Origin of the sequence: Arthrobacter sp. AZCC_0090 (genome assembly GCF_014207375.1) — a bacterium.
GTDB lineage: Bacteria > Actinomycetota > Actinomycetes > Actinomycetales > Micrococcaceae > Arthrobacter.
In genome coordinates this window covers 128,858-151,619 of record NZ_JACHEE010000013.1, presented here as the reverse complement: position 1 = coordinate 151,619, position 22,762 = coordinate 128,858, and the positions used below count along the sequence as shown (strand labels likewise).

General features: G+C 62.2%; 16 protein-coding genes. 8 read left to right on the top strand and 8 right to left on the bottom strand.

Annotated elements, in window-relative coordinates; all coding sequences use genetic code 11:
* Window positions 1-79 precede the first annotated feature (79 nt).
* Window positions 80-739, bottom strand: coding sequence for a response regulator transcription factor (locus HNP00_RS19110; RefSeq protein WP_311770618.1), 660 nt, complete (start codon window positions 737-739; stop codon window positions 80-82).
* A complete protein-coding gene (locus HNP00_RS19105) occupies window positions 736-2,097 on the bottom strand; it encodes a sensor histidine kinase (protein ID WP_184741297.1) in 1,362 nt (453 codons plus the stop codon). Before HNP00_RS19105 ends, HNP00_RS19110 begins: the two co-directional genes overlap by 4 nt.
* A gap of 199 nt (window positions 2,098-2,296) precedes the next feature.
* Between HNP00_RS19105 and HNP00_RS19100 the strand changes: the two genes are divergently transcribed.
* Together HNP00_RS19100 and HNP00_RS19095 are read left to right on the top strand one after the other, a co-directional pair.
* Window positions 2,297-3,388 (top strand): ABC transporter permease, encoded by a 1,092-nt coding sequence (locus tag HNP00_RS19100; RefSeq protein WP_184741318.1) that lies wholly within the window; start codon window positions 2,297-2,299, stop codon window positions 3,386-3,388.
* 45 nt (window positions 3,389-3,433) lie between these two features.
* A complete protein-coding gene (locus tag HNP00_RS19095; RefSeq protein WP_184741296.1) occupies window positions 3,434-4,132 on the top strand; it encodes an ABC transporter ATP-binding protein in 699 nt (232 codons plus the stop codon).
* 13 nt (window positions 4,133-4,145) lie between these two features.
* Here HNP00_RS19095 and HNP00_RS19090 read toward each other — a convergent pair whose 3' ends face one another.
* A complete protein-coding gene (locus HNP00_RS19090) occupies window positions 4,146-4,538 on the bottom strand; it encodes a helix-turn-helix domain-containing protein (RefSeq protein WP_184741295.1) in 393 nt (130 codons plus the stop codon).
* Window positions 4,539-4,621: 83 nt separating this feature from the next.
* On the opposite strand from HNP00_RS19090, the gene HNP00_RS19085 reads away from it, so the two are divergent.
* Window positions 4,622-5,227: an NAD(P)-dependent oxidoreductase gene (locus HNP00_RS19085; RefSeq protein ID WP_184741294.1), complete on the top strand. Its 606-nt coding sequence runs from the start codon at window positions 4,622-4,624 to the stop codon at window positions 5,225-5,227.
* A 254-nt stretch (window positions 5,228-5,481) separates the two neighbouring features.
* Here the strand turns inward: HNP00_RS19085 and HNP00_RS19080 are convergent, their stop codons facing one another.
* The 5 genes from HNP00_RS19080 to HNP00_RS19060 all read right to left on the bottom strand — a co-directional run bounded on the left by HNP00_RS19080 (window position 5,482) and on the right by HNP00_RS19060 (window position 11,426).
* Window positions 5,482-6,927, bottom strand: a complete 1,446-nt coding sequence (locus tag HNP00_RS19080; RefSeq protein WP_184741293.1) for an NAD(P)/FAD-dependent oxidoreductase — start codon at window positions 6,925-6,927, stop codon at window positions 5,482-5,484.
* Complete coding sequence (locus HNP00_RS19075; RefSeq protein ID WP_184741292.1) at window positions 6,920-8,452, bottom strand: glycosyltransferase family 87 protein; 1,533 nt, start codon at window positions 8,450-8,452, stop codon at window positions 6,920-6,922. Before HNP00_RS19075 ends, HNP00_RS19080 begins: the two co-directional genes overlap by 8 nt.
* Window positions 8,453-8,603: 151 nt before the next feature.
* Window positions 8,604-8,744, bottom strand: a complete 141-nt coding sequence (locus HNP00_RS19070) for a hypothetical protein (RefSeq protein ID WP_184741291.1) — start codon at window positions 8,742-8,744, stop codon at window positions 8,604-8,606.
* Between the two features lie 600 nt (window positions 8,745-9,344).
* Window positions 9,345-9,929 (bottom strand): histidine phosphatase family protein, encoded by a 585-nt coding sequence (locus HNP00_RS19065; protein WP_311770617.1) that lies wholly within the window; start codon window positions 9,927-9,929, stop codon window positions 9,345-9,347.
* Window positions 9,930-11,426, bottom strand: a complete 1,497-nt coding sequence (locus tag HNP00_RS19060; protein WP_184741290.1) for a CCA tRNA nucleotidyltransferase — start codon at window positions 11,424-11,426, stop codon at window positions 9,930-9,932.
* Between the two features lie 216 nt (window positions 11,427-11,642).
* On the opposite strand from HNP00_RS19060, the gene HNP00_RS19055 reads away from it, so the two are divergent.
* From HNP00_RS19055 to trxA, 5 genes are all read left to right on the top strand, one after another.
* A complete protein-coding gene (locus HNP00_RS19055; protein ID WP_184741317.1) occupies window positions 11,643-12,143 on the top strand; it encodes an NUDIX hydrolase in 501 nt (166 codons plus the stop codon).
* A 70-nt stretch (window positions 12,144-12,213) separates the two neighbouring features.
* The gene (gene murJ / locus HNP00_RS19050) at window positions 12,214-14,304 is read left to right on the top strand and encodes a murein biosynthesis integral membrane protein MurJ (RefSeq protein ID WP_184741289.1); all 2,091 of its coding nucleotides are present in this window, start codon (window positions 12,214-12,216) and stop codon (window positions 14,302-14,304) included.
* Between the two features lie 142 nt (window positions 14,305-14,446).
* Window positions 14,447-16,078, top strand: coding sequence for an ABC transporter substrate-binding protein (locus tag HNP00_RS19045; RefSeq protein ID WP_184741288.1), 1,632 nt, complete (start codon window positions 14,447-14,449; stop codon window positions 16,076-16,078).
* 302 nt (window positions 16,079-16,380) lie between these two features.
* Window positions 16,381-17,337, top strand: a complete 957-nt coding sequence (gene trxB, locus HNP00_RS19040) for a thioredoxin-disulfide reductase (protein ID WP_184741287.1) — start codon at window positions 16,381-16,383, stop codon at window positions 17,335-17,337.
* A 36-nt stretch (window positions 17,338-17,373) separates the two neighbouring features.
* Window positions 17,374-17,700 carry a thioredoxin gene (gene trxA / locus HNP00_RS19035; protein ID WP_184741286.1) on the top strand — a complete coding sequence of 109 codons (327 nt, stop codon included), beginning with the start codon at window positions 17,374-17,376 and terminating at the stop codon, window positions 17,698-17,700.
* Window positions 17,701-22,762: the final 5,062 nt, after the last annotated feature.

Here is a 22,762-nt window from a genome sequence, read left to right as displayed (position 1 = left end):
CCGACAGGAATGATCCAAGGCACAGTTAGTTCCCCTTTTGTAATGCTTCAGGCCAGTCGGGTCCGAGCCACCGTGCGAGCTATTGGCTCCGGATAATCCTGCGCTGTGTTGCTACCGCGATGGCCGCAGTCCTGTTGTCCACGCCCAGCTTGGCGTAGATGTGCACCAAGTGCGTCTTCACCGTGGCTTCGGAAATGAAGAGCTGCTTCGCCATTGCGCGGTTGCTCATACCGGTGGCGAGGAGCTCTACAAGTTGGACTTCGCGGGTGCTCAGGGCGGGCGCCGGATTCCGGATCCGGCCCATGAGGCGCGCTGCAACCTCGGGCGCGAGTGCGGTCTGGCCCGCCGCCGCAGACACGACGGCTTGCCGGATTTGCTCTGGTGGGGCGTCCTTGAGCATGTATCCGCTCGCACCGGCCTCCACCGCGGCGAGGATGTCGGCGTCGTTGTCGTAGGTGGTCAGGATCAGGACCGGCGGTGGGGGAGTCCCGGCTTCACCGGCCTTGATCTTGCCGGTGGCGGTGACTCCGTCCATTCCCGAGCCCATCTGCAAATCCATGAGGACCACGTCCACTGGCTCGCCGAGGGTATGGAGCTTCGACAGTTCGGCCAAGGCGGCGCCGCCGTCGGAGGCTTCCGCCACAACGCTGACTCCCTCGAAGTCGGCAAGCATGGCCCGGAGGCCCGCCCGGACCACGGGATGGTCGTCCACCAGCAAGACCCTGATGTTATCGGTCACTGGGATGCCTCCTGAGCTGGATTAAGGGTACCCAGCGGCAGCCGGATAGCCACCACGGTCCCCTCCCCGGGAGCAGACTCGACGTCGAGGGTTCCGTCGAAGGCCGCAAGACGCTCGCGCAGGCTTTTGAGCCCGACGCCGGTTCCATCACCGCGCGCTTCCGCGGCAGCGGCCGCGACGGGATCGAAGCCCGCACCGTCGTCGAACACGTCCAATGTCACCTCGGCGTCCAGAAAAGACAGGGTGACGACGGCGGTGCTCGCGTGGGCATGCGCCCACACGTTCGCCAGGGAAGACTGAGCCGCGCGCAACAAAGTGGTTTGGTGTGGATTGGGCAGCGGCACCGGCGTGCCGTGGAGCTCAAAACGGCAGCGCAGCATGGCTCCACGCGCGGCGGCCTCGGCCTCGGTCTTCGTGCAAAGACGCCGCAAAGTGTCCGCCAGGCCAGACTCCTCCAGGTCCGGCGGCCTCAGTCCACGGACAAAATTCCGAGCCTCCGCCAGGTTGCTGGCCGCAGTTTCACGGACCGTCCTGAGGCGATCGCGAGCCGCAGCGGCGTCACCAGCATCAAGGGCCTTCTCCGCCGAACGTCCCATCAGGACGATGCTCGAGAATCCCTGGGCCAGGGTGTCGTGGATTTCGCGGGCGAGCCTTTCGCGCTCAGCCAACACACCGGCGTCGTGCTGGCTGCGTGCCAGTTCGGCGCGGGTGCGGCGCAATTCCTCGGCGGCGAGCCGTTGGTTCTCCCCCTCGACGTAGAGCGCCCGATACGCCAGGCCGGTGACCACCGCGAAGGCGGCACCGAAAACCGGCCCAAGGACCATGGGAAGTTGCAAGGCATCCGCCCCGGCACCCCGGTTGTGGAACCACATGGCTGCGATGAGGAGCGCAGTGCTGGCGGCTATTGCGGGCAGGGCCAAACGCCGCGGCAAGACGTGCAGTTGCAGGAAGAACAACGGGAAGGCTATCCAGGCGAAGTCCGGACTGATGAGCATGAGCAACAGCCACAGGCAGCAAACCACGGCGAGCCACCACCGCGCGTATGGCTTCGGATCGAGGCGCTTGGGATTGAGGGCGTGCCTCTTCTCGAGAACCGTCCCCACGAGGTAGACAGCCGCAAGCAGCATGGCTAACACCAGGCCTGCCGCGGTGGCGAGTGGCGAAAGGCCCGCGGCCACAAGCCTGAGGACGGCGACCAGCAGAAGCACGGCAAAACCAACGTGCAGGCTGACGCGCAGGACACGCAAAATCACGGGAGCGCCGCTGGGGTGCGCGGTGAGACTGGGCTGCGCGGTGAGACTGGGCTGCGCGGTGAGACTGGGCTGCGCGGTGACTTGAGGCAAATCGGCTCCCTGCATGCCCTCCAGCGTAGCCCCGCCCGCCGACACTTTTGCCCCGATTCCGCGGTATTCGGGCCCAATCAACCAAACGGTTGATCCGCAGGTCAACCAAGGCGATCGAACGGATCCATCCGCCTCCCGATGCCTCGCAGGCTTTTAGGTCGGAGAGTTGAAACAGAACCAGAAGATCGCCTCAATGGCTGAACAAAGGAATTACATGTACCTCGCTCTGCGTGACCTCCGCTTTGCCAAGGGCCGCTTCGCCCTCATGGGAAGCGTCGTGGCCCTCATCACGCTCCTCCTCGTTATGCTCTCCGGACTTACCTCGGGCCTCGGCAACCAGTCGACGTCCGCCATCGCAGCCCTTCCGGCCCAGCAGATCGTGTTCGGCGCGCCCGCCGGAGGCGAGGTCAAGGCGTCCTACACGGAATCGGAGGTCTCCGCCAAACACCTTGAAGTATGGCGAAACCGGCCTGGTATTGCCTCCGCCGAGGCCGTCGGCATCACGCAGACTCGATTCCAATCCCTCGATTCGTCCAACAATGCCGCTGGCACAGCCAACGTCGCGGTCTTCGGGGCCGACGGCGGGATCTCACCGATCGCGGTTAAGGACGGCGAAGTGGTGGTCGGGAAGTCCTTGGCGAAGGAACTCTCACTGAGTACCGGGAGCCAGGTGACAGTCGGCGGTACCGGCCTGACCGTTTCTGCGATCGCCCAGGATGAGTGGTATTCGCACACCGGCGTCGTCTGGACCTCACGAGCCACGTGGCAGAAGCTCGCCCATATTCCTGCCGGGGCATCCATAGGAACAGTTCTCGCCGTGACGTACGACGCCGGGGCTTCCGTGGACGTCAATGCCGCCAATGCCGCTGCCGGCACGGTCAGCGCCAGCCCCAGCGGCTCGTTCCAAGCCCTCGGTTCGTACAAGAGCGAAAACGGTTCCCTCATGTTGATGCAGGCTTTTCTCTACGGCATCTCGGCACTCGTCATCGTGGCGTTCCTGACTGTCTGGACCGTCCAGCGAACACGCGACATCGCGGTGCTCAAGGCCATGGGCGCTTCTTCGGGCTACGTAGTGCGGGACGCCCTGGTCCAAGCCGGGATCGTCCTGCTCGCCGGTGCGGGACTGGGTGGTGCGATGGGCGTGCTGGGTGGATTCTTCGCGGCCCAAGCGGCCCCGTTCCTGGTGACTCCGCTGACCACGCTCCTGCCCATCGCGGGGATTGTGCTCCTGGGCCTGGCAGGGGCCGCCCTTGCGGTCCGCAGCATCACCACGGTGGATCCGCTCATCGCCCTCGGCGGCAACTAGGGCCAGCCCGCCCCTACCACTAAATATTCCATGAAAGGCATATCAATGAACCCCGCTCTCACCCTGGCCAGCGTCACCCTGGAGTACCCAGACGGAGACTCCACCCTAAAAGCGCTGGATGCTGTGGATCTCAGCGTGGACGCAGGCGAATTCTTCTCCCTCGTGGGCCCGTCCGGCTCCGGAAAGTCCTCGCTTCTGGCCGTGGCGTCCACGCTGGTCCGGCCAAGCTCCGGACTGGTTGTCATCGACGGCGTGAATGCCACGGAGCTCAAGGACACCGAGCTCACCTCCCTGCGCCGGGAGAAGGTGGGCATCATCTTCCAGCAGCCCAATCTCTTGCCATCGCTGACCGCCGTCGAGCAATTGATCATCGGAGACCATCTCCGGGGGAAGGCAGCCAAAGCGGCACGGAGGCGTGCCACCGAGCTGCTCGACGTCGTCGGGCTCTCTGCTTCACTCAACAAGCGGCCACACCAGCTCTCAGGCGGACAGCGGCAGCGCGTGAACATTGCGCGGGCGCTCATGGGCCAACCCCGGGTATTGCTCGTGGACGAGCCAACAGCAGCGTTGGATCACGAGCGCAGTGAATCGATCGTGCGGTTGCTGCGTCAGGTCACGGACGAGTTCGCGACCGCGACCGTCATGGTGACGCACGATACCGAATTCCTGCCGCTCACCGACTCCGTCGCAACCATGCGGGACGGGCGCCTTGGCTCGGGCGTACCCGTTGGAACACCTAGCTGAAAGAGTGGCAGGGTCAGCCCCTCAGGACAGCCTCGTCCTGGGCATCGTCATAGGCGTCGCGGGCCTCAAGAATGCTGGGCACGTGGTCCTCGGCCCACAGACGCAGGAGGGTCAAGGGTTCCAACAACGAAGTTCCAAGTTCCGTCAGTTCGTAGTCGACGCGTGGCGGCACCTGGGCATGGACTGTCCGCGTGATGAGCCCGTCGCGTTCGAGGGTGCGAAGGGTCTGGGTCAGCACCTTGGGCGTCACCACGTGGACCATTTTGCGAAGCTCGGAGAAGCGGATGGGGCCGTCTGCGAGGACCTGGACCACCAACGAGGCCCATTTGTCGCCGATGCGTTGGAAGATCACGCGGGACGGGCAATCAGGGTCCAACACGTTTGCCGGCAGTTCATTGGTTTCCATCAGGTAACTAAGTTCCTTTGAAGCTATCAGTATCAAATAGATACTGTTTTCGTATTGCAAGGATAGCAACCCCAAGGAGAGTCATGAAAATCGCAGTTTACGGCGCAACAGGCATGGTCGGAAGCCAGATCGTCAACGAATCCCTCACCCGCGGCCACGAGGTCACCGCCATCTCCCGCAAGGGCGTGGAGGTTGCTGGAGCGGCGTCACTCGCCGCCGATCTCGCTGATGGCCAGCGTTTTGCTGAGATCGCCAAAGAGCACGACGCGGTCATCCTCGCCACCGGCCCGAGCCGCACTGGCGGAGACCACGGCGAGTGGCTCGCTGCGATGGATACGGCCTACAGCAACGCCGAAGGCACGCGCCTCATGATCGTTGGCGGCGCCGGGACCCTGGAGATCGACGGCGTCCGCCTCCTCGATTCGCCCGACTTCCCGGAAGCCTACAAGGCCGAAGCCACCACCGCCGCTGCAGCCTTCGCCGCCGTCAAGGAAGCCCCCGAGACCCTGGACTGGACAGTGCTGGCACCGGCACCCCTCATCCAGCCGGGTGAGCGGACGGGTAACTACTCCACTGCCAAGGATTCCCCGGCCGGCAACAGCATCTCCACCCAGGACTATGCCGTCGCCATGCTCGACGAGATCGAGACTCCGGCCCACCGCCGCGCACGTTTCACGGCGGCCAACTAACCCGGCCCACCTGCACATATATCGGCTCCCCACCCGACCCTCCTGCACATATATCGGCTCCCCACCCGACGCTCCTGCAGATATCGGGGAAAACAGGGAACGCTCCTGCAGATGTTCTGCAGGAGGGTTCCGCCGTTTGGGCCCATATGTGAGCGAGCATCGACCGGAAGGGCCGTATATCCGAGCGAGCGTCGGCCGGGAGAGCCACACAAGTGAGCGAGCGTGGCCGTGGGGCGGCGATGTGTGGGGGGCGGCTATGCGCGCATGCCAAGCCCGGGTACCTGCAGTCCGAATATGTCCTTCAGGGCATGCTTTGCTGCATGGTATCCGGGCATTCCTGTCACTCCGGGCCCTGGCGGCGTGGACGATGAGCACAAGTACACGCCTCGCAGCGGCGTCCGCCACGGCACGGGTGAAAGCACGGGACGCTGCACCAGTCCCCGAATGTCCATCAGTCCTGCGCTAAAGTCCCCGCCCACATAGTTCGCGTTGTACTCGGCCAAGCCTGCCGCCGTCGTCGTCTTCCATCCGATCACCACATCCCGGAAGCCCGGCGCGAATTCCTCGATCCTGGACATGACTGCCTCAGCCATGTCCACCGTCGACCCCTTGGGCACGTGGCAGTAGGTCCAGAGAATGTGTCTCCCGGCCGGAGCACGCCCGGCATCCACGATCGATGGCTGGGCCACAAGCACATACGGCTTTCCAGGATGCCGGCCGGCAGCTACCAGGTTCTCCGCTTCAGCCATGTCTACACGCGTACCACCCACGTGTACAGTCCCGGCGCCAGCTAGTCCCCGAGCGGCCCAGGGAACCGGCCCGGACAGGATGAAGTCCACTTTGCACGCCCCATTCCCGAAACGGAATGTTTCCAGTGCCCGCCGGTAGCCCCCCGGAAGGGCCGTACCAGCCATGCGCAGCAGGCCCGGGGGTGCAACGTCCAACAAAATGGCCTTCGCGGGACTCAACTCTTCCAAGGAATCGATCCGTACGCCGGTCTCAATCACCCCGCCATGGGCTTCGATATCGCGGGCCATTGCATCGGCTATCGCCGCCGAGCCACCAACGGGAATAGGCCAGCCTCCGGCATGGGCCAGCGCTCCCAGCAAGAGTCCCGCCGCCGCTGCGGTGAGCGAGGGCAGCGGCGCCACAGCGTGCGCCGCGACCCCAGTCAAGAGCGCGGGCGCGGCGTCCCCGGCGAATCGCCGGTTCCACCATGGCGAACCCTGCTCCAGGGCTGCTATACCGAGTCGAAGCGCAGCGACAGGATTTGCTGGCATTCGCAGCAATTGGTTCTGCGTCACGTCGAGCACTCCGCCCAGGTGCTCCACCAGCGGTCCCATCAGGCGAGTAAAAGCATCTCCGTCGGCTCCAAGTCCAGATGCCGTTTGCTCCAGAGAGCGGTAGGCGAGAGCTGCCCTGCCGCCGTCGAGCGGGGTCCCGTACTGAACCTCCGGCAAACGCAGCTCCACGCGCCGTTCGAGTTCAAATTCCCGGAAGAATCGCGAAGCCAGCGCCATCGGGTGGACCGCGGAACAGACATCGTAGACATGGCCCGGTTCCAAGAGCTCGGCGGTGCGTGTTCCGCCCCCGATCGTCTCCGCAGCCTCGTAAACCCGGACAGCCAGGCCGGCGCGTGCCATGACTACCGCGGCAGCCAAGCCATTCGGTCCGGAGCCGACGACGGCGACCTCAGCCATCGCGTTCGGACTCGCCTTTCGCGGATGGGACCGAGTCCTCTGCCGGCCGCCGCTCTTCAAGAGAGGAGACTACGTGGCGCCAAGGCAGCACCGAAGCGGCGGGATTCTTGAGGTCCACCCGGAACCAATCCTTGGCATGGTCGAACTCCCCACCATGGGGATCGTCCACACCTCGGATCCGGAGTGGATCCAAGCGCGGTTCCCAGATGTCCCACGCAATCCTCAACATCAAATATGCCGTCGCGGCAATATGCAGCATCACGGCCATGACGTAGTACGGCATGTCGATGTTGTTCTGCGCAGGGCCGCCGCTGCTCGTCTGGCCTAAATACATCCACGTGGCTGTCCAGTGCAGAGCCTCGGCAGCCTGCCAGAGAAGGAAGTCGCGCCACCGGGGGCGTGCCAAGGCCAGCAATGGGACAAGCCACAGGACAAACTGGGGCGAATAGACCTTGTTGCTCAGGATGAAGGCGGCCACGATCAGGAACGTCAGTTGGGCTAACCGTGGGCGCCGCGCCGCCGTCAAAGCCAATCCCGCGATCAGGACGCATGCAAGCAGGAACACGTTCAATGCCAGGGCGTTGATGGCTTCCGGCCCAAGCTGGACCAGGTGCAGCCGTTCTGCCACTAAGTTGTAGGCGAACCACAACGAGCTGTATCCGGCTGGGCGGTCCTGGGTGAAGTCGAAAAAGTATCGCCAGCCGGCGGGGTTGACGGCGGCGATAGGGATATTGACCGCAAGCCAAGCCACTGCCGCGGAAAGGGTGGTCGTAAAGAAGGCCCGAAACCGGCCGCTGCGTAGCGCCAGCAGGAAGACTGCGCCCAGGATGAGCACCGGGTACAGCTTGGTGGCCGTGCCGAGGCCGATGAACACGCCAGCCAGGACGGGACGTTCCTTCGCGAAGAAGTACATCCCGACTGCGAGCATGGCTACGGCCCACATGTCCCAATTGATAACGCCGGCCAACACGATCCCCGGAGCCAGCGCCACCATGGCTGCGTCCCAGGGCCGGCGTGGGTTGATGCGCGCGGTAACCAGGACAGTCACGATCCACAGGGCGGCAATCAGGGTGGCATTCACATCGAAGTAGCCCAAGACCCGTTCGGAACTGGCGCCATGACCGGGTACCAACCACGCCGTAGCACCAGCTATGAGCCCGGCGATCACGGGATATTCGAAGACGCCTTTCTGGTCGAAGAACGGAAAGACGCCATCGGCAAGGCCTCGGCTACGGAAGAGTTCGGGGAAATCCGAGTAGCACGTGGCGTAGAACTGCTGGGGTGCCTGCCAACCGTTGACCCGGCAATAGCCCTTGATCAGGATCGACAGCAGAGCAGCAACGATCGTGAGGATGATGAGGACACGCTCAACGGTGAAGAATCCGGGGGACATGTCTCCCGGAGAGGAGCGCCGCCCGAGGGGTCCTCCGACCAGTTCGGTGAAGTTCCTCAGTAAGGTGTCGCTACGGGTGGGGACCACAAAGCGCGCACGCTTTTGCTGGATGTGCGGCTTCGTCTCCTGCATGGAATCGAGCTTACCTTCAGGCGCGGCGGACAGCTTCGCCCCTAACTCCCCGCATTAAAAGGCGGAAGCCCACGCGTAGCCGCGTGGGCTTCCGAGGCGAACGGTCCGATGTGTGCCATCAGTCCCTCCTGAATTGCAGTGGTGGGGACACTCAGCGGATGATGCCCAATTGGTGTAGGACGACGTAGACGTCCTCCCGGCGCTGGTCCAGGAGTTGTCCGTTGAAGAGGGTCTTGTCTTTGACGACCGGCTTGCCGTTGAAGACCATCAGGTCTTTGAGGCGCTTGGCCATGGTTCACCTCCTTTCGTTATTGAAGAGAATTGCCGGAATTCGGGCATGACAATTAAGCCCCACTGAATTCGAAGGAAGACAGCAGTGGATATAGGCATGTAAATGCCGGGCGATGATGGGTGGATTAAGCGAATTGTTCGAATGACCGCGGACAGTACTGAAGCACTGAGATCCGGTACGGGGTATTCAGAGGGCAGCCGTCCCCAACAAGAAGCTGGTTCCGAACTATGAGGAAGCTGCGCACCACGTCAATCGCGTGATACCGCTCAATGGCAGGCCAACTCGACGACTGATTGCACCGTGAACCGCCCCGATATTCAGGGGCGGAAGTACATCAGGAGAAGTTAGGCCGCAAAACGGCGTCGAGCAGCGAAGGCCGGGGTGCCAGCAACAGTCATCTTCCATCCGCTAGTCAAAGTAATCATTTTCCCAACCTCCTTTTCTGTTTGGCGACACAGTCTGCCTTGGCACCACCACAGCAGACTGACTGGGTAGGGCACGCCATAATCCCGGCGGATCGCTCTGGGATCAAAAATAAAGTTACACCATGAATCGTGCTGTTGGCCAGCCAATTACAGACATTTTAGAAATTAATTCCCCTTACAGTCCCCAGCGAAGAATGGCAGGCGTCCGCTTATCCCATCCCAAGGTACAAACTTTGGCGGTTCCCAGGACAAAGTGGCGTCCTTCCCTGGCGTCCAATTCAAGCCAGCGGGCCGTAAGGATGCGGGAGAAATGGCCGTGGGCGACAATCAGGACGTTGTCCATTCCAGACTCCAGGACGCGGGCAATGATCTTGTCTGCACGGGCTGCCACGGAGTCGAGCGTCTCGCCATTGGGGACGCCGTCGGTCCAGATGAGGTAGTCCGGATTGTCCTTGCGGATGAGGTCCGAGCTGATGCCTTCGTAGTCTCCGTAGTTCCACTCCACGGCCAGCGGCTCGTGGACAGCGTCGGGGAACCCTGCCAACTCCGCCGTGCGCCGGGCTCGTCGCAGCGGAGAGGTCAGGACGAGGTCGAAGTCGATGCCTTCCAGGATTTTGCGCGCTTCCACGGCCTGCTGCTCGCCTTCGACCGTCAAAGGGAGATCGGTCAATCCCGTGTACTGGCCGCTCTTGGACCATTCGGTCTCCCCATGGCGCATGATCCAGAGCTGTGGCCGGGCGGGCTTGGCTGCTTCGTTCACTTAGGACTCCTCTGGTTCGGCGATGCCGGCATGGGCATCGACGGCTGGTTCCGATGAAAGTTCGACGGCGGACTCGGGCTGCTCGGCCCACCACGCCAATAGCTTGGATTCAGCGTCCTCGTGGGACAGTGGACCGTTTTCCATGCGCTCTTCCAGTAGGAACTTGTAGGCGCGGCCAACAACGGGTCCGGGCTTGAGCCCCAGCAAAGCCATGATCTGTGCTCCGTCCAAGTCAGGCCGAATGGCGTTGAGCGATTCTTGTTCGGCCAGGACCTCGATCCTTTGCTCAAGGTCATCGTAGGCAAAGGAGAGCCGCTCTGCCTTGCGTTGGTTACGCGTGGTGACGTCGGACCGGGTGAGCCGGTGCAGGCGCTCCAGCAGGGGACCGGCGTCAGCCACGTAACGGCGGACGGCGGAATCGGTCCAGCCCGCGTCCCCGTATCCATAGAAACGCATGTGCAGCTCGACGAGCCGCGCCACGGCCTTGATGGTGTCGTTGTCGAAGCGCAAGGCTTTCATGCGCTTCGCGGTCAGCTTGGAGCCCACCATGTCGTGGTGGCGGAAGCTCACTGCGCCGCCCGGTTCGAACCGGCGCGTCGCCGGCTTCCCGACGTCGTGCATTAACGCCGCGAAGCGCAACACGAAGTCTGGACCGGGCACGGGGCCGTCTGGACCGGTCTCGAGCGACGCGGCCTGCTCCAGCACCTGGAGGGAGTGCTGGTAGACGTCTTTATGGCGGTGGTGCTCGTCGGCCTCAAGACGCAGCGCAGAGACCTCCGGCAGGACAAATTCGGCCAGTCCGGTATCCACGAGGAGATCGATGCCCGCCCGCGGTTGCGCACCGTTAATGAGCTTGACGAGTTCCTCGCGGACGCGCTCGGCGGAAATGATCTTGATCCGCTCAGCCATCCCGGACATGGCGAGCCGGACGTCGTCGTGCACTGTAACGCCAAGCTGCGCGGCAAAGCGGGCGGCGCGCATCATGCGCAGCGGGTCGTCGGAGAAGGACGATTCGGGGGCTCCAGGGGTAGCAAGCACCGAGGCATGGAGATCGCGCACGCCGCCGAACGGGTCCACAAGCTCCAGCGAGGGCAGGCGGAGCGCCATGGCGTTGATGGTGAAGTCGCGGCGGAGCAGGTCATCCAGCAGCGACGAACCGAAAGCCACCACCGGCTTGCGGGAATCGGCGTCGTACGCCTCCGCGCGGTACGTGGTGATCTCGATCTGGAAGCCGGACTTCTTCATCCCGATCGTTCCGAACGCGCGGCCAATCTCCCAGAAATTGTCCGCCCACCTCTTGATGATGGAAAGGGTCTGGTCCGGGGTGGCGTCAGTGGTGAAATCCAGGTCCGGCGAGACACGGCCTAGGAAGAGGTCCCGCACGGGCCCACCCACGAGCGACAGTTCGAATCCAGCGTCGACAAAACGCTGGCCGAGGTCCAGGACCACTGGATCCATCTGGAAATTAACTGAAGAACTGTCCAATACTTGCGCCATAGTTCCTTAAGCTTGTCAGATTTCGCTGCGCCATCCCACCGGATCCTTGTCATTGCGCTGCGATTGCGCGACGACAACACCGGGATCACCGCCGAACGCCATCCGCACGTCACCGTGAGTCCATGTCCCGGTCATCACCAACGGGCAAGAGTCGTTAGAGTGGACTTCATGGCCAACCCGATCCCGAGTGCTCCTGGCAGGAGGACGAATGCACCATTGCCGTCGGCAATTGGTGCCCACGTCGCGCCCGCTCAGCACACGGCGCAGGCCGCCCTTCCGACTGTGGAGGAAGTCTCTGCCGGCGGCGTCGTAGTGGACACGTCCGACGGCGAACTGAGGGTCGCGATCATCGCCCGCCTTAATAGGGGTGGCCGGCTTGAGTGGTGCTTGCCGAAGGGTCATCCGGAGGGCAAGGAAAACAACGAGGAAGCCGCAGTCCGCGAGATCGCCGAAGAGACCGGAATCGAAGGCAATGTCCTGGCTCCGCTCGGCAGCATCGACTACTGGTTCACCGTGAGTGGGCATCGCGTACACAAGACCGTGCACCACTTCCTGCTCCGCGCCACGGGCGGCGAGCTGACCATCGAGAACGATCCCGATCAAGAGGCCATAGACGCGGCTTGGGTTCCCCTCCAGGACCTGGCACGCAAGCTGTCCTTCCCCAATGAGCGGCGCATCGCCGATCTCGCCCGGGAAGTCCTTCCCGAACACCTTTAGCGCGGCCGTTCCCACCGTCTGACGCCGGTTTGACGCAACAGGCAGCCCGGCTCATGGGACGATAAAGACAATGTCTGCTGCCAAAACTACCCAGTCAACCCAGTCCGGAGAAACCCGTTCCAGTGCCGTCATGGCCGCTGGCACGCTCGTTTCACGGTTTCTCGGCTTCGCCAAAACGTGGATGCTTGCCGCCGCGTTGGGCCTGGGATCGACGGTCAATGACACCTTCATCAATGCCAACAACCTGCCCAACCTGATCTTCCTCCTCGTGGCTGGCGGCGTTTTCAATGCCGTACTGGTGCCGCAGATCATCAAAGCCAGCAGGGGCCCGGACCGCGGCGCGGACTACATCAGTCGGCTCCTGACGCTGGCGGTGCTGGTTCTCCTGACGCTGACAGCGTTGGTCACGCTGGCCGCGCCGATGGTCATCGACCTCACTACCCAGGGTTATTCGCCCCAGCAAAAATCCTTGGCCGTGACTTTCGCGTTCTACTGCCTACCGCAGATCTTCTTCTACGGTTTGTACGCGCTCCTGACCCAGATACTCAACGCCAACGGCGCCTTCGGTCCCGCGATGTGGGCTCCGATCCTGAACAATGTGGTGGCCATCGCCGGACTGGGCATGTTTATCTGGATCCTCGGTGCCAACAACACCAACCCCCACACCTTGGACAATTGGGGGCCTTTCCAGACCTTCCTGATCGCAGGTTTCTCCACCGTCGGTGTGCTCGCCCAGACGGCCATTCTCCTCGTCCCCGTGATCCGCCTGCGGCTCGGTCTCCGGCCCCGTTTCGGCTGGCGGGGCGTGGGGCTGGGTCAGGCAGCAAAACTGAGCGTCTGGACGCTCCTGACCGCCGCCGTCGGGCAGCTCGCGTTCCTTTACGTTATGAGGATCGCCACCATTCCCGGATCCGAGCGCCTCCGCCTGGAGCACGCGCAAGACCCGGCCGCCGCCACTCTTCCCGGTAACGCGGTCTTGGAAGTCGCCAGCCAGCTGTACCTTCTGCCGCACTCGATCATCGCGTTGTCGCTCGCCACAGTGTTGTTCAACCGCATGACCCACGCTTCCCAAACCGGCAACAAGGCCGAGTTGCGCGACGCCCTTTCCCACGGACTGCGGACCATGGCTGTCGCCACCGTTTTCGGGGCGCTGGCGCTCTTTGCCCTCGCCGGTCCGCTGGGCATGTTCTTCTCCGGGAAGCCCCAGGACGGCGTCATGCTGGCCCAGACGCTCACGATCCTTGCCCTGAGCACGCCATTCATGAGCGCCAACTTCATGATGTCCCGCGTGTTCTACGCCAACGAGGACGCTCGAACCCCGTTCTACATCCAGCTCATGCTGGCCCTGCTGAACGTTGTGGGCGCCTTCATCATCCAGTTCCTGCCGGTCGCCCAGATCATCTTCGCGATCGCCGTCCTTTATACGCTCGGCAACATCCTTTCCGTTGTCATCAGCGTCTGGTTCCTGAGGCGCCTCCTCGGCCACGTGGACGGCCCCCGGATTGCGAACTCCTACATCCGCATGGGTTACGCGGCCCTGGGTTCGGCGATCGCCGGGGCCTTGGCCTTGTGGCTCCTCGGCAGCTACCACGCGGACGGTTTCGCCTGGAGCAGCAGGCTTGCCGCCTTGGTGACAGTGATCGTCGTCGGTCCGGTCATGCTGCTTGCCTACCTGTTCCTGCTGCGAATCTTCCACGTCAGCGAACTGCGCGATCTGCTCCGTCCGGTGCTCGGCCGGCTGGGCCGGGGCGTTCCGGTGGCGCAAGCGCCGTCCACCGTTGGGAAGCAAACCCCGACGCCGGTCCGCGCCACCGTGTCCGACGATACCGGGCTCATTCCGCGCATCTCGGGCGAATTCGACGCGGCATCGTTCCGCGCCGGTCCCGCATTGGAAACCCTCCCGCCCAAGGATGGGTGGGACGGCAGCCACGACTCCGACGGGGTTGCCGATGCGGCCATCGCGGAGGGCGGGTCCAACGGAAGGACCACCGTGGACGCCTGGTCCGACATCGAGAAGTCCTACTTGCCGGACGAAGACCTCCCCAGCACCGCCCAAGGAGGCGTAGGCCGTCCGGGCATTCCGCTCCCTGGCCGCCGCACCTATCAGGGGCCGCTGGGAAACAACCCCTATTTCCGCGGTGGACCTCGCCGCAAAAGGTGACGCTTCGGCGCAAACCGGGAGTCAGAACGGCCCAATCCGCTAGGATCAGAAACTAATACAGGTAGTTGCAGACCACGGGTCACCCGGCTGTCCGGATCCCGTATTCAGGACCCGCAGCTTCCGGACAGTCTAGGAGGAACCCGTGTCCCACCCGATCGATGTCGGATCAGTGCTTGGCGGCCGCTACAAAGTCATAGCCACCGTATTGACTTCGCACGACCAAGATCTGGTGCTCGACGGCGTCGACCAGGTCCTCAACAGACCCGTCAGTATCCTCGTGGCCGGCCCTGGAAATGCCGATCAGGTTGCCAAGAGTGCCCGCGAAGTGGCCACCGGCGAACGGCCCGGACACGTCCAGATCCTCGACCTCGGCGTCAGCGACAGCACCACGTACCTCATCACCAACCACAGCAGTGCTCCTGACCTGCTGGACCTCGTGGTAGCCACCAACCCGCCGTACGTCGAGCCGTTCTTCACTGACACGCTTGGAAGCGAGATCTTCGGCCAGGCCCGGTCCCACGAGCCCGAAACCTACGACGGACTGTACGACGACGAAGAGCACGACGCCGAATACATCAATTACGACGACGTCGAGCCCAACCCGGCTGGTGGATCGCAAGCAGCCGCTCCGTCGACCGAAGACCCGCGCCGCCCGGTGGTTCCTCCCATGCCTGCTGGCCGGCCGACGTCGGCCCCTGGGGGCATTGGTTCCCGCATCGCTGCTGCGGCAGCGGGAGCAGGGGCAGCGGCCGCTGCAGCTGTGAAAGGCGCCAGCAAGCCGAGCAACGACGACGCGCAGCGCACGTCTGCGGCGGCCGCTTCCACCGAGGCGGCTTCGACTGTCCAGCCGAGCCAGACTGCCCCCCAGCAGATCCAGCAGGGGCCGGCGACGCAGGCCGTTCCAGCGTCGACTCCTTCTGCGCCGACGTCCGCGAACCCTGCGCAGGACTCCAAGGTCTCGCTCTGGTCGGAGGACGACTACGGTTTCGTCAACGACGACGCCGCCACCTCCCGCGGTGCTGCCGGCGCTGCTGCAGGCGGGTACAGCCGGGGAGCGTCGAGTTTTCCGGCCACGGCCCGGGCGCAAGCCGATCCTCTCGACGAGGACGAATACTACGACGACGAGCCAGTGCGTGAACCCCGTTCCTTCCGGTGGCTTGTGGGTGGCGTCCTGGCCGCCGTCCTGATTGTCGGATTGATTCTTGCAGTCACCAATCTCGGTAATCTCATCCCGGGCGGCGCTCCCGCGGCCAAGCAGTCCACTCCGGCGTCTCAAACAGGGTCCGGACAGCCGAGCAGCACCGAGTCGGCCACCGCGGTCGCAGCCCCTCCGGTCATTGACGGCGTCACCCGCATGGGCGATTTCGAATTTGCGGCGACCTATGACAAAGATCTGGTCAAGGCCTTCGACGGCAATGCTGCGAGCTACTGGTCAGACATGGAGTTCGCCACTGCGGACTGGGGTGGACTGGCATCTGACGGGGTTTCCTTGCTGGTCAAGCTCAAGGGGCCCGCGCAAGTCAAGTCCGTCACGCTGAGCCAGTTGGGTGCGTCCGGTGGCAACATCAGTGTGTACACCAACGATCGTCCGGCGATGGACGGCGCCAAGCTGGTGGGCACCAACAGCTTCACTTCGCCGGAACTCACCATGCCGCTCAGCACCCCCGCAACAGCCCAGTACGTGATCATCTCCATCAAGTCGCTGCCCAAGCTCACTGCGCCCAAGACGCGCTACGGTTTCGGCCTGCGCCTCGCCGAGATCAAGGTCCAATAGGTCACGGACCAGTAGATCAACGTCCAGTAGTCGACGGCGGGCAGCAGCTTTCGGCCTCGCCTGACCGTCGCGAGTGCTCCCGTCTCGGTGTCCCTTCCCGTGTGCTCCTGTCCCGTGGACCGTCAACTCGGGTAACGGAGCCCGTGCCCCTTCGATGCCCTGCGCCGCCAGAAGGTACCCTGAATGGTGGTAGATATTAGGGTCCCCGGCAACACCGGAATATTCGACACCGCCATGGGGTTGTGCCATGTGGCCGGCCGCGATAATCCGGTGCATCGACTAAGGAAGAGGTTCACCCAACAGTGAGCAACGCAGAAAACACCGCGTCCCAAGTACGTGATGTCATCATCGTAGGCTCCGGGCCTGCCGGCTATACGGCGGCCGTCTACACGGCACGTGCCAACATGAACCCGCTGCTCATCGCCGGTTCTGTGACTGCCGGTGGCGAACTGATGAACACAACAGACGTCGAAAACTACCCGGGATTCCCCGACGGCGTCATGGGACCTGATCTCATGGAGAATTTCGAAAAGCAGGCGGCACGCTTTGGGACAGAGATCCAGTTCGAGGATGTCACCGAACTGGGTCTCGACGGCGACATCAAGACGGTGACCATCGCCACGGGGGAGACCTTCAAGGCACGGGCGATCATTCTGTCGACCGGTTCCGCCTACCGGGAGCTCGGCCTGGCGAACGAAAAGCGCCTTTCTGGCCACGGCGTGAGCTGGTGTGCAACCTGTGACGGTTTCTTCTTCAAGGACCAAGACATCGCGGTGATCGGTGGCGGCGACTCGGCCATGGAGGAGGCTCTCTTCCTCACCAAGTTCGCCAAGTCCGTCACAGTAGTGCACCGCCGCGACACGCTGAAGGCTTCCAAGATCATGGGCGATCGTGCCCAGGCCCACGAGAAGATCAACTTCGTGTGGAACACCGCCGTCGAGGACGTCATCGGCGGTGACAAGGTGACCGGCTTGAAGCTGAAAAACCTCGTCGACGGCACCGAGTCCGAACTCGCCGTCACCGGCGTTTTCGTGGCCATCGGCAATGACCCTCGCACCGAACTCGTGAAGGGCAAACTGGAGTTGGCCGCAGAGGGCACCATCGCCGTCGAAGGCCGCAGTTCCAAGACGAGCATCAAGGGCGTCTTCGCTGCCGGCGACGTCGTCGACCCCACCTACCGGCAGGCCATCACGGCCGCGGGTTCCGGTTGTGTCGCGGCCCTGGACGTCGAACACTATCTTGCAGACCTGCACGCCTAATCGGCACAGCAGCCATCCATTCGAAGGGAAAGAATTATGAGCAACGCTAAAGACGTTACCGACGCCAGTTTCAGCACCGACGTCCTGGCCGCTGAAAAGCCGGTCATCGTGGACTTCTGGGCAGAGTGGTGCGGCCCGTGCCGTAAGTTGGGCCCGATCCTCGACGAAATCTCGGTTCAATACGGAGACAAGGTTGACGTCGTCAAACTCAACGTCGACGACAACCCGGCCATCGCCGCGGAGTACGGCATCACGTCAATTCCAGCCGTGTACCTGTTTAGCGGGGGAGAAGTGAAGAGCACGGTTATCGGCGCTAAGCCGAAGCAGTTCTTCGAAAAGGAATTTGAGTCCGTCCTCTCCTAAGACTCGTTCTGTCCTTGGGTTCGGGCGCCGCTGTTTTGTGACGCTTCCTGACTCAGCCGGTGGTTCTCGCTTGTGAGTGGGAGCCACCGGCTTTTTCGTGTCCGCGCTCTTTCGTGTCCGACGGCTCTGGGCCGGCGCCGACGGCTCCGGCCCAGCGGCTCCGGCCCAGCGGCTCCGGGCTCAATTCACGCATCAGGAACCTTTTTCCATTTCAAAACCAGCGAATTTTGAGGGAAAGCCATTCATTTGCGAAGTTACCTTTTACCTATCTTGGGTAGGGGTGGATTGCGGTTGAGTTAGTGGCTGGCCGCGCGGAATTTCCCCTTCCCGTGCTTTTGAGCCCCTTGGGAAGCCTCTTGCCAGAAGACGCATTTTCGTCGCATCAAGCATGGAACTCCTTGACTTGGCGCAAGGTCCTTAGCGGCCAAGGGCGCCGTTTCACGTGAAACAAGACGTGCCACTGCCGGGCTTATGGATGCATCTTGGTGGGAAGTCGAAGGAGAAATTCAAGCAGCGCTCTTAGGGATTGTTTCACGTGAAACACCATGAACTTGCAGTGCGCACCCTGCGGTTCCTTCGATCGTGGCGCTTGTTGCCTACGCGCCTTTCAAGCGCATTGCCTCAGATGATGTCTCCCTATGCAATAGCGGGCTCGAATAGCACGCTGCTCATTGGCTGGTGTGGACAGCTGTGCTCGGCAAGCCCCGTGCTGACCATACGCGCGCCCACGCTCCTTGTTCGAGGTGACGAACCCTCACAGCCAACGCGAAATAGCAGATGACCCTAGTGGCCTCTACGCATGAGGCCGCGGGGTTGGCGCCAGCTCCTCCCGTTGTTTCACGTGAAACGACGCATGCGTTTAGAGCAAAGGCAGCCCGCGACACGGGGGACCGTTTGGCACAGTAGAAGTACCCGTAATCCGTGGCTCTTGTCTGTGCAATACCCGTCAACAGGCACGGCGAGCGTCCAGAGTGCGAAATTTGCTTCCACCAGGGTATTGGGAGTGATCCTGATGGGCGTCAGCACAAAGGGGTTCACCGCCTTGAGCAGCGCCCAGCTGCGCAACCGAGATGCCCAACCGAGACCGTCCTGGAGCTTTGACAACAGAAGGGACCGCCTCCCGACCTGGGGATCCATCTGGTTGCGGGCTGTTTGGGCTCGAGGTGTTCAGATTACAGATTGTCTTCGCTGCAGGCTTGTTCGCGCTGCAGGCTGTTCGCGTGCAAAGCTTCTTAGGCCCCGGGCCCCTTGGGTTTCAAGCATGCTCGGCCGAAGCTAGACAGGCCTCCAAACGGTCCGCCCGCTAGCTGGGAGGAGCCCTTCCTACCACTCCGAGCTCTAGCACCCGCTACTCAGGAATCCGCAGTCTGTAGGGTCCGAGTCCTGCCCGGCCCGGGTTTCTCAATAGCTGACCGAACTGGTGATAGGGGCAACGTGGTTCTCACGGCAGGAGGAATGCTCATACTAGACCGGTTGATTAATAGTCCACTTGGGGTGATACTGCCGCCTGCAGTCAGGACGCACGATGCAGCCAAGGAAATCCGAGCACCTCCTGTCCGCACGTTGGCTGATCCCAGACACGCGGTATGATCGCAGCGATCGGCTATGGGGAATGAGGCGGGCCAACCACATATTCCGGCTTCCCTGGTTAGCCGCTTGCCCCCTCATTTGTGGATTGTTGCCTATGAGTCCGGCCTGGCGAGCAAAAGCATGGAAATTGGAGTTTAGACCAAGGTTTGAAGCGTAGCGCATCGCGCTCGGCAGGACCCATCTCATTGAGATCAGGAGTACCCCGACAGCCTTCCTAGATGCAATGGCCGCCGCAAATTGGGAATACACCGCCGTCGGCTTCTGAAACAGTTCTAGGAGACCGGCAGAGTGTTGACGATAGAGCGGCGCCCAGCAGGACCCGCCTTGCCGTGGGCAGGATTGGGAGTCCGAATCAAACACACCCATTGGTCAACTCGCACTAGCCTTGAATGGAGCGCCTTTATCCCCGCGATCTGGCTGGCATCCGTTGGCCATCGCTGGCATTGTGCACGGCTCTCCGCGTCGTGCGCCAGACTCGCTCGGGGGCCAGACTCGCTCGGGGGCCAGGGCACTATCTCAAACTTTCGCCTTTCTAGATGCTCTCTGGTCCGCCTTCTAGACACTCTCTGCGTGCAATCGTCAGATCACCATCGAGATCAATCGGTACTTCCTTCTATACAAATACGCGAGCGTAACGGTTCGCCAGGTTAGTGCAACCAGTCGCCCTGTGTCTGCCCAGGGGAGGAGCAACCCGCGACCATTCGCACCATGCCTGGAATCCCTTCGCGTTGGGCCGCTCTCGAGCTCAAGGCTGACATCTGGCTCCGCCAACCCTGAGTATCTGCCGTCTGCCGAGGGCCTACGCGGCCGGCGGCGTGAAGCCTTGCCCCCACAACTGCGAACCGGTCGCCCGCGCGAAGACATCGGATCGAAGATTTTGGTACGGACGTTCGCCACCTTACGCGACAACAGTGCTCCCGGTAGGCCTCTACCTACGATCTGCGATCTTGGAACAAGGTTCGAAGTTGGAGTCGATGGGTGTGCCCTGGGTCTACCAGCTTCAGCCCCTAAGAGTGTCCGCGAAGCACCTACTCATTCTCCACAGATAACGCAGGTCAACAGCTAGCCCTTCGGGGGCATGAGGAACCAGGGCTCCCATAGCTGGCGTTGCCACAATAGCTGCGTAATAGCCGCGTACGGCATCGACTCCAACAAACGTCTCGATGCCTCGTGTGGGCGTCTAGTTTGTTCTCCAGAGCACGGAAGGCTCTGGCACAGGAGTCCGTTGGCGCAGCCGCCGTTTCACGTGAAACATAGGGGGACCGCGGCGCCGGCCTTCCCTCTAACAGAAGCTTGGAAGTTCTGAAAGCCATTACTGCCCGCGATCGTCGAACCGTGATACACCAACGGAAGACCCATGGTGGTGCCACTCACGCTCACGACGAGGGAAGATATCCACCGACGGTCGTAAAGTTATGCACATAGTTATCCACAGCGATATCCACCGACCAAAAGATTACCCACAGCCGCGCTGCTGTTCGAGCAAGATGCGCGGTGTACGGGTATCTCGGCTCGACCGCAGGATCAGTGCACGGTCGGACCTGTGGGGATATCGGAGATCGGCCTCAAAAAGGCCAGAACTGGCCAAAATCCGAACCAAAAGCCCCAATTTGCTCCAACTATTGGCTTGCTGTCTTGTTTCACGTGAAACAAGACAGCAGGGAGCCTGACTACCCCGAAAATCTGGCGGCGAACCGAGCAGACGTAAACAGATCTGAGACTGTTAGTCGCAGTGAGCAGAAGAGTTATCAACAAAGTTATCCACAACGATATCCACCGGGGGTCTTCGACTTTTCAACAGGAGGGCATCACGCTCTCTGAGACTCGCAAACGCATGAGTGGACCTGCCACGGTGCTGTACGCCCGATTGTTCGTCGACACTCTCTGGGGCCATCTCAGGCGCGAATACGAAAAGCGACGGTCTCGAAGCGACACCAGATATGACTCCTCGGATCGTCGCCGGGGCTCAGTCGGCCAGTCCTCAAACTAGTTCCCCGCCGAGCCTCCGTAATACTCGACAACGCAAATCCAGCACGGCGACAGCTCGTCGCTAACGCTTCCTGCCATCACAAGACACGGGACTGCTCAAGGCACCGATGGGTCGTCGCGGCACGAGGCCGCAAGCCCTATGCCCAAACTTCGGCCCAAGCCCCAGCCCATGCGCTGGCCCAAGCCCTGGCGCTGGCCCCGGGCCAAGCCCTGGCCCCAAAACACCCTCCTAGTCCACCAGTGCTCTCCAATGGGAACGGCAAGACTCCATGCGAGCTCACTAGTGTCGCACCCATCCGTCCAGAGACGCAGACCAGCTGCTCGCTGACGCTCGGCTCGCTGAGGGGGAGTAGACGACTGCTGACAACGAAGACCGAGGCCTGCTGATACAGATGAGAAGGAGCAGAGATTACTGCCGCTTCCCCTACTCCGAATAATCTAATCCACGCCACACCCTCGCTGGTTAGGAGCCGTCAGGCGTCAAAGCGTTGGGGACTCAAGGATGCCTAAGTTAGATCCCGGGATACGAGCAGCCTGTAATTTTGAGGCGAACAGCTCGACCAAGCACCTACTACACCCAAAGTCTGAGCACGGAGCTTCTAGGCGACCCTAAAATCACCAGCCCAACGAGAGCCATGCTACGACAGCGGAGTCGGACCGCACTTCTTCGAAAAGCCGGTGACGCAGCGTATCCCTCACCTCAGCGCCAGCCTGGGAAACTTCAAGCCAAACAGATCCTCTCGGCTCGCACGGCGTTCAGTCCGGAGACGATAGCCCAGCTTAGGTAGCCGCTTCGAAGGCCGGGGAAACCAGGACTCGATGTAGATTTCCCGTGCTCTGCCCCCACAAGCGTGCGCGCGGCACTTCAGCAAGACACCCGCCATCAGGAATCCAAGGTGTGGAAACAGTCGCCCTACGAGCACGTCTCCAGCCGGCACCGGCCCAGGAGAACGGGCACGCTCCCAATCCTCAGCCTGCCAACGCGAAACCACGCGTACTACAATCCCGAACATTCCGACTGTCATCCCGAGATCGGATATGGCTATCAACAACACATGATCACTGCGACAGTTCGCAGACCGCTACACAGGCAAGGGCGCTAATCACAGAGCGCAGAGCACGAAGCGCAGCGCACGGGGCACGGGCATTCGGCGTCACCCGGAGGGTAGCGGGCGGCCCCATCAGTCGGATGCCGGATCCACTCGTGGCTATCCACACATTCATCGGAACGCAGTTCTAGAGCCAAATCCCCGAGCCATGCCTTCATTGAAAACGAAACCTGGAACTCAACGTGCAAGCGATCCTAGGGGGCATGTACACAAATTCGCGACGCAAGAAGCTGGAAAAGTGCACCGCACAATTCGATTCGACGCTGCCGAGAATGGGTCGGACCGGGAGTACGGCCTTAGCCCAGAGTTCCATTGGGGATAGAGCGAGGCCCGGAAGTGACAGACTCTCACCTTTTCTAGGGTGAGTTCATGAA

What these genes read in the sequence shown, in the direction of transcription:
- HNP00_RS19105 (WP_184741297.1), bottom strand. Translation starts at nt 2,097, where the DNA reads ATGCAGGGAGCCGATTTGCCTCAAGTCACCGCGCAGCCCAGTCTCACC.
- HNP00_RS19100 (WP_184741318.1), top strand. Translation starts at nt 2,297, where the DNA reads ATGTACCTCGCTCTGCGTGACCTCCGCTTTGCCAAGGGCCGCTTCGCC.
- HNP00_RS19095 (WP_184741296.1), top strand. Translation starts at nt 3,434, where the DNA reads ATGAACCCCGCTCTCACCCTGGCCAGCGTCACCCTGGAGTACCCAGAC.
- HNP00_RS19090 (WP_184741295.1), bottom strand. Translation starts at nt 4,538, where the DNA reads ATGGAAACCAATGAACTGCCGGCAAACGTGTTGGACCCTGATTGCCCG.
- HNP00_RS19085 (WP_184741294.1), top strand. Translation starts at nt 4,622, where the DNA reads ATGAAAATCGCAGTTTACGGCGCAACAGGCATGGTCGGAAGCCAGATC.
- HNP00_RS19080 (WP_184741293.1), bottom strand. Translation starts at nt 6,927, where the DNA reads ATGGCTGAGGTCGCCGTCGTCGGCTCCGGACCGAATGGCTTGGCTGCC.
- HNP00_RS19075 (WP_184741292.1), bottom strand. Translation starts at nt 8,452, where the DNA reads ATGCAGGAGACGAAGCCGCACATCCAGCAAAAGCGTGCGCGCTTTGTG.
- HNP00_RS19070 (WP_184741291.1), bottom strand. Translation starts at nt 8,744, where the DNA reads ATGGCCAAGCGCCTCAAAGACCTGATGGTCTTCAACGGCAAGCCGGTC.
- HNP00_RS19060 (WP_184741290.1), bottom strand. Translation starts at nt 11,426, where the DNA reads ATGGCGCAAGTATTGGACAGTTCTTCAGTTAATTTCCAGATGGATCCA.
- murJ (WP_184741289.1), top strand. Translation starts at nt 12,214, where the DNA reads ATGTCTGCTGCCAAAACTACCCAGTCAACCCAGTCCGGAGAAACCCGT.
- trxA (WP_184741286.1), top strand. Translation starts at nt 17,374, where the DNA reads ATGAGCAACGCTAAAGACGTTACCGACGCCAGTTTCAGCACCGACGTC.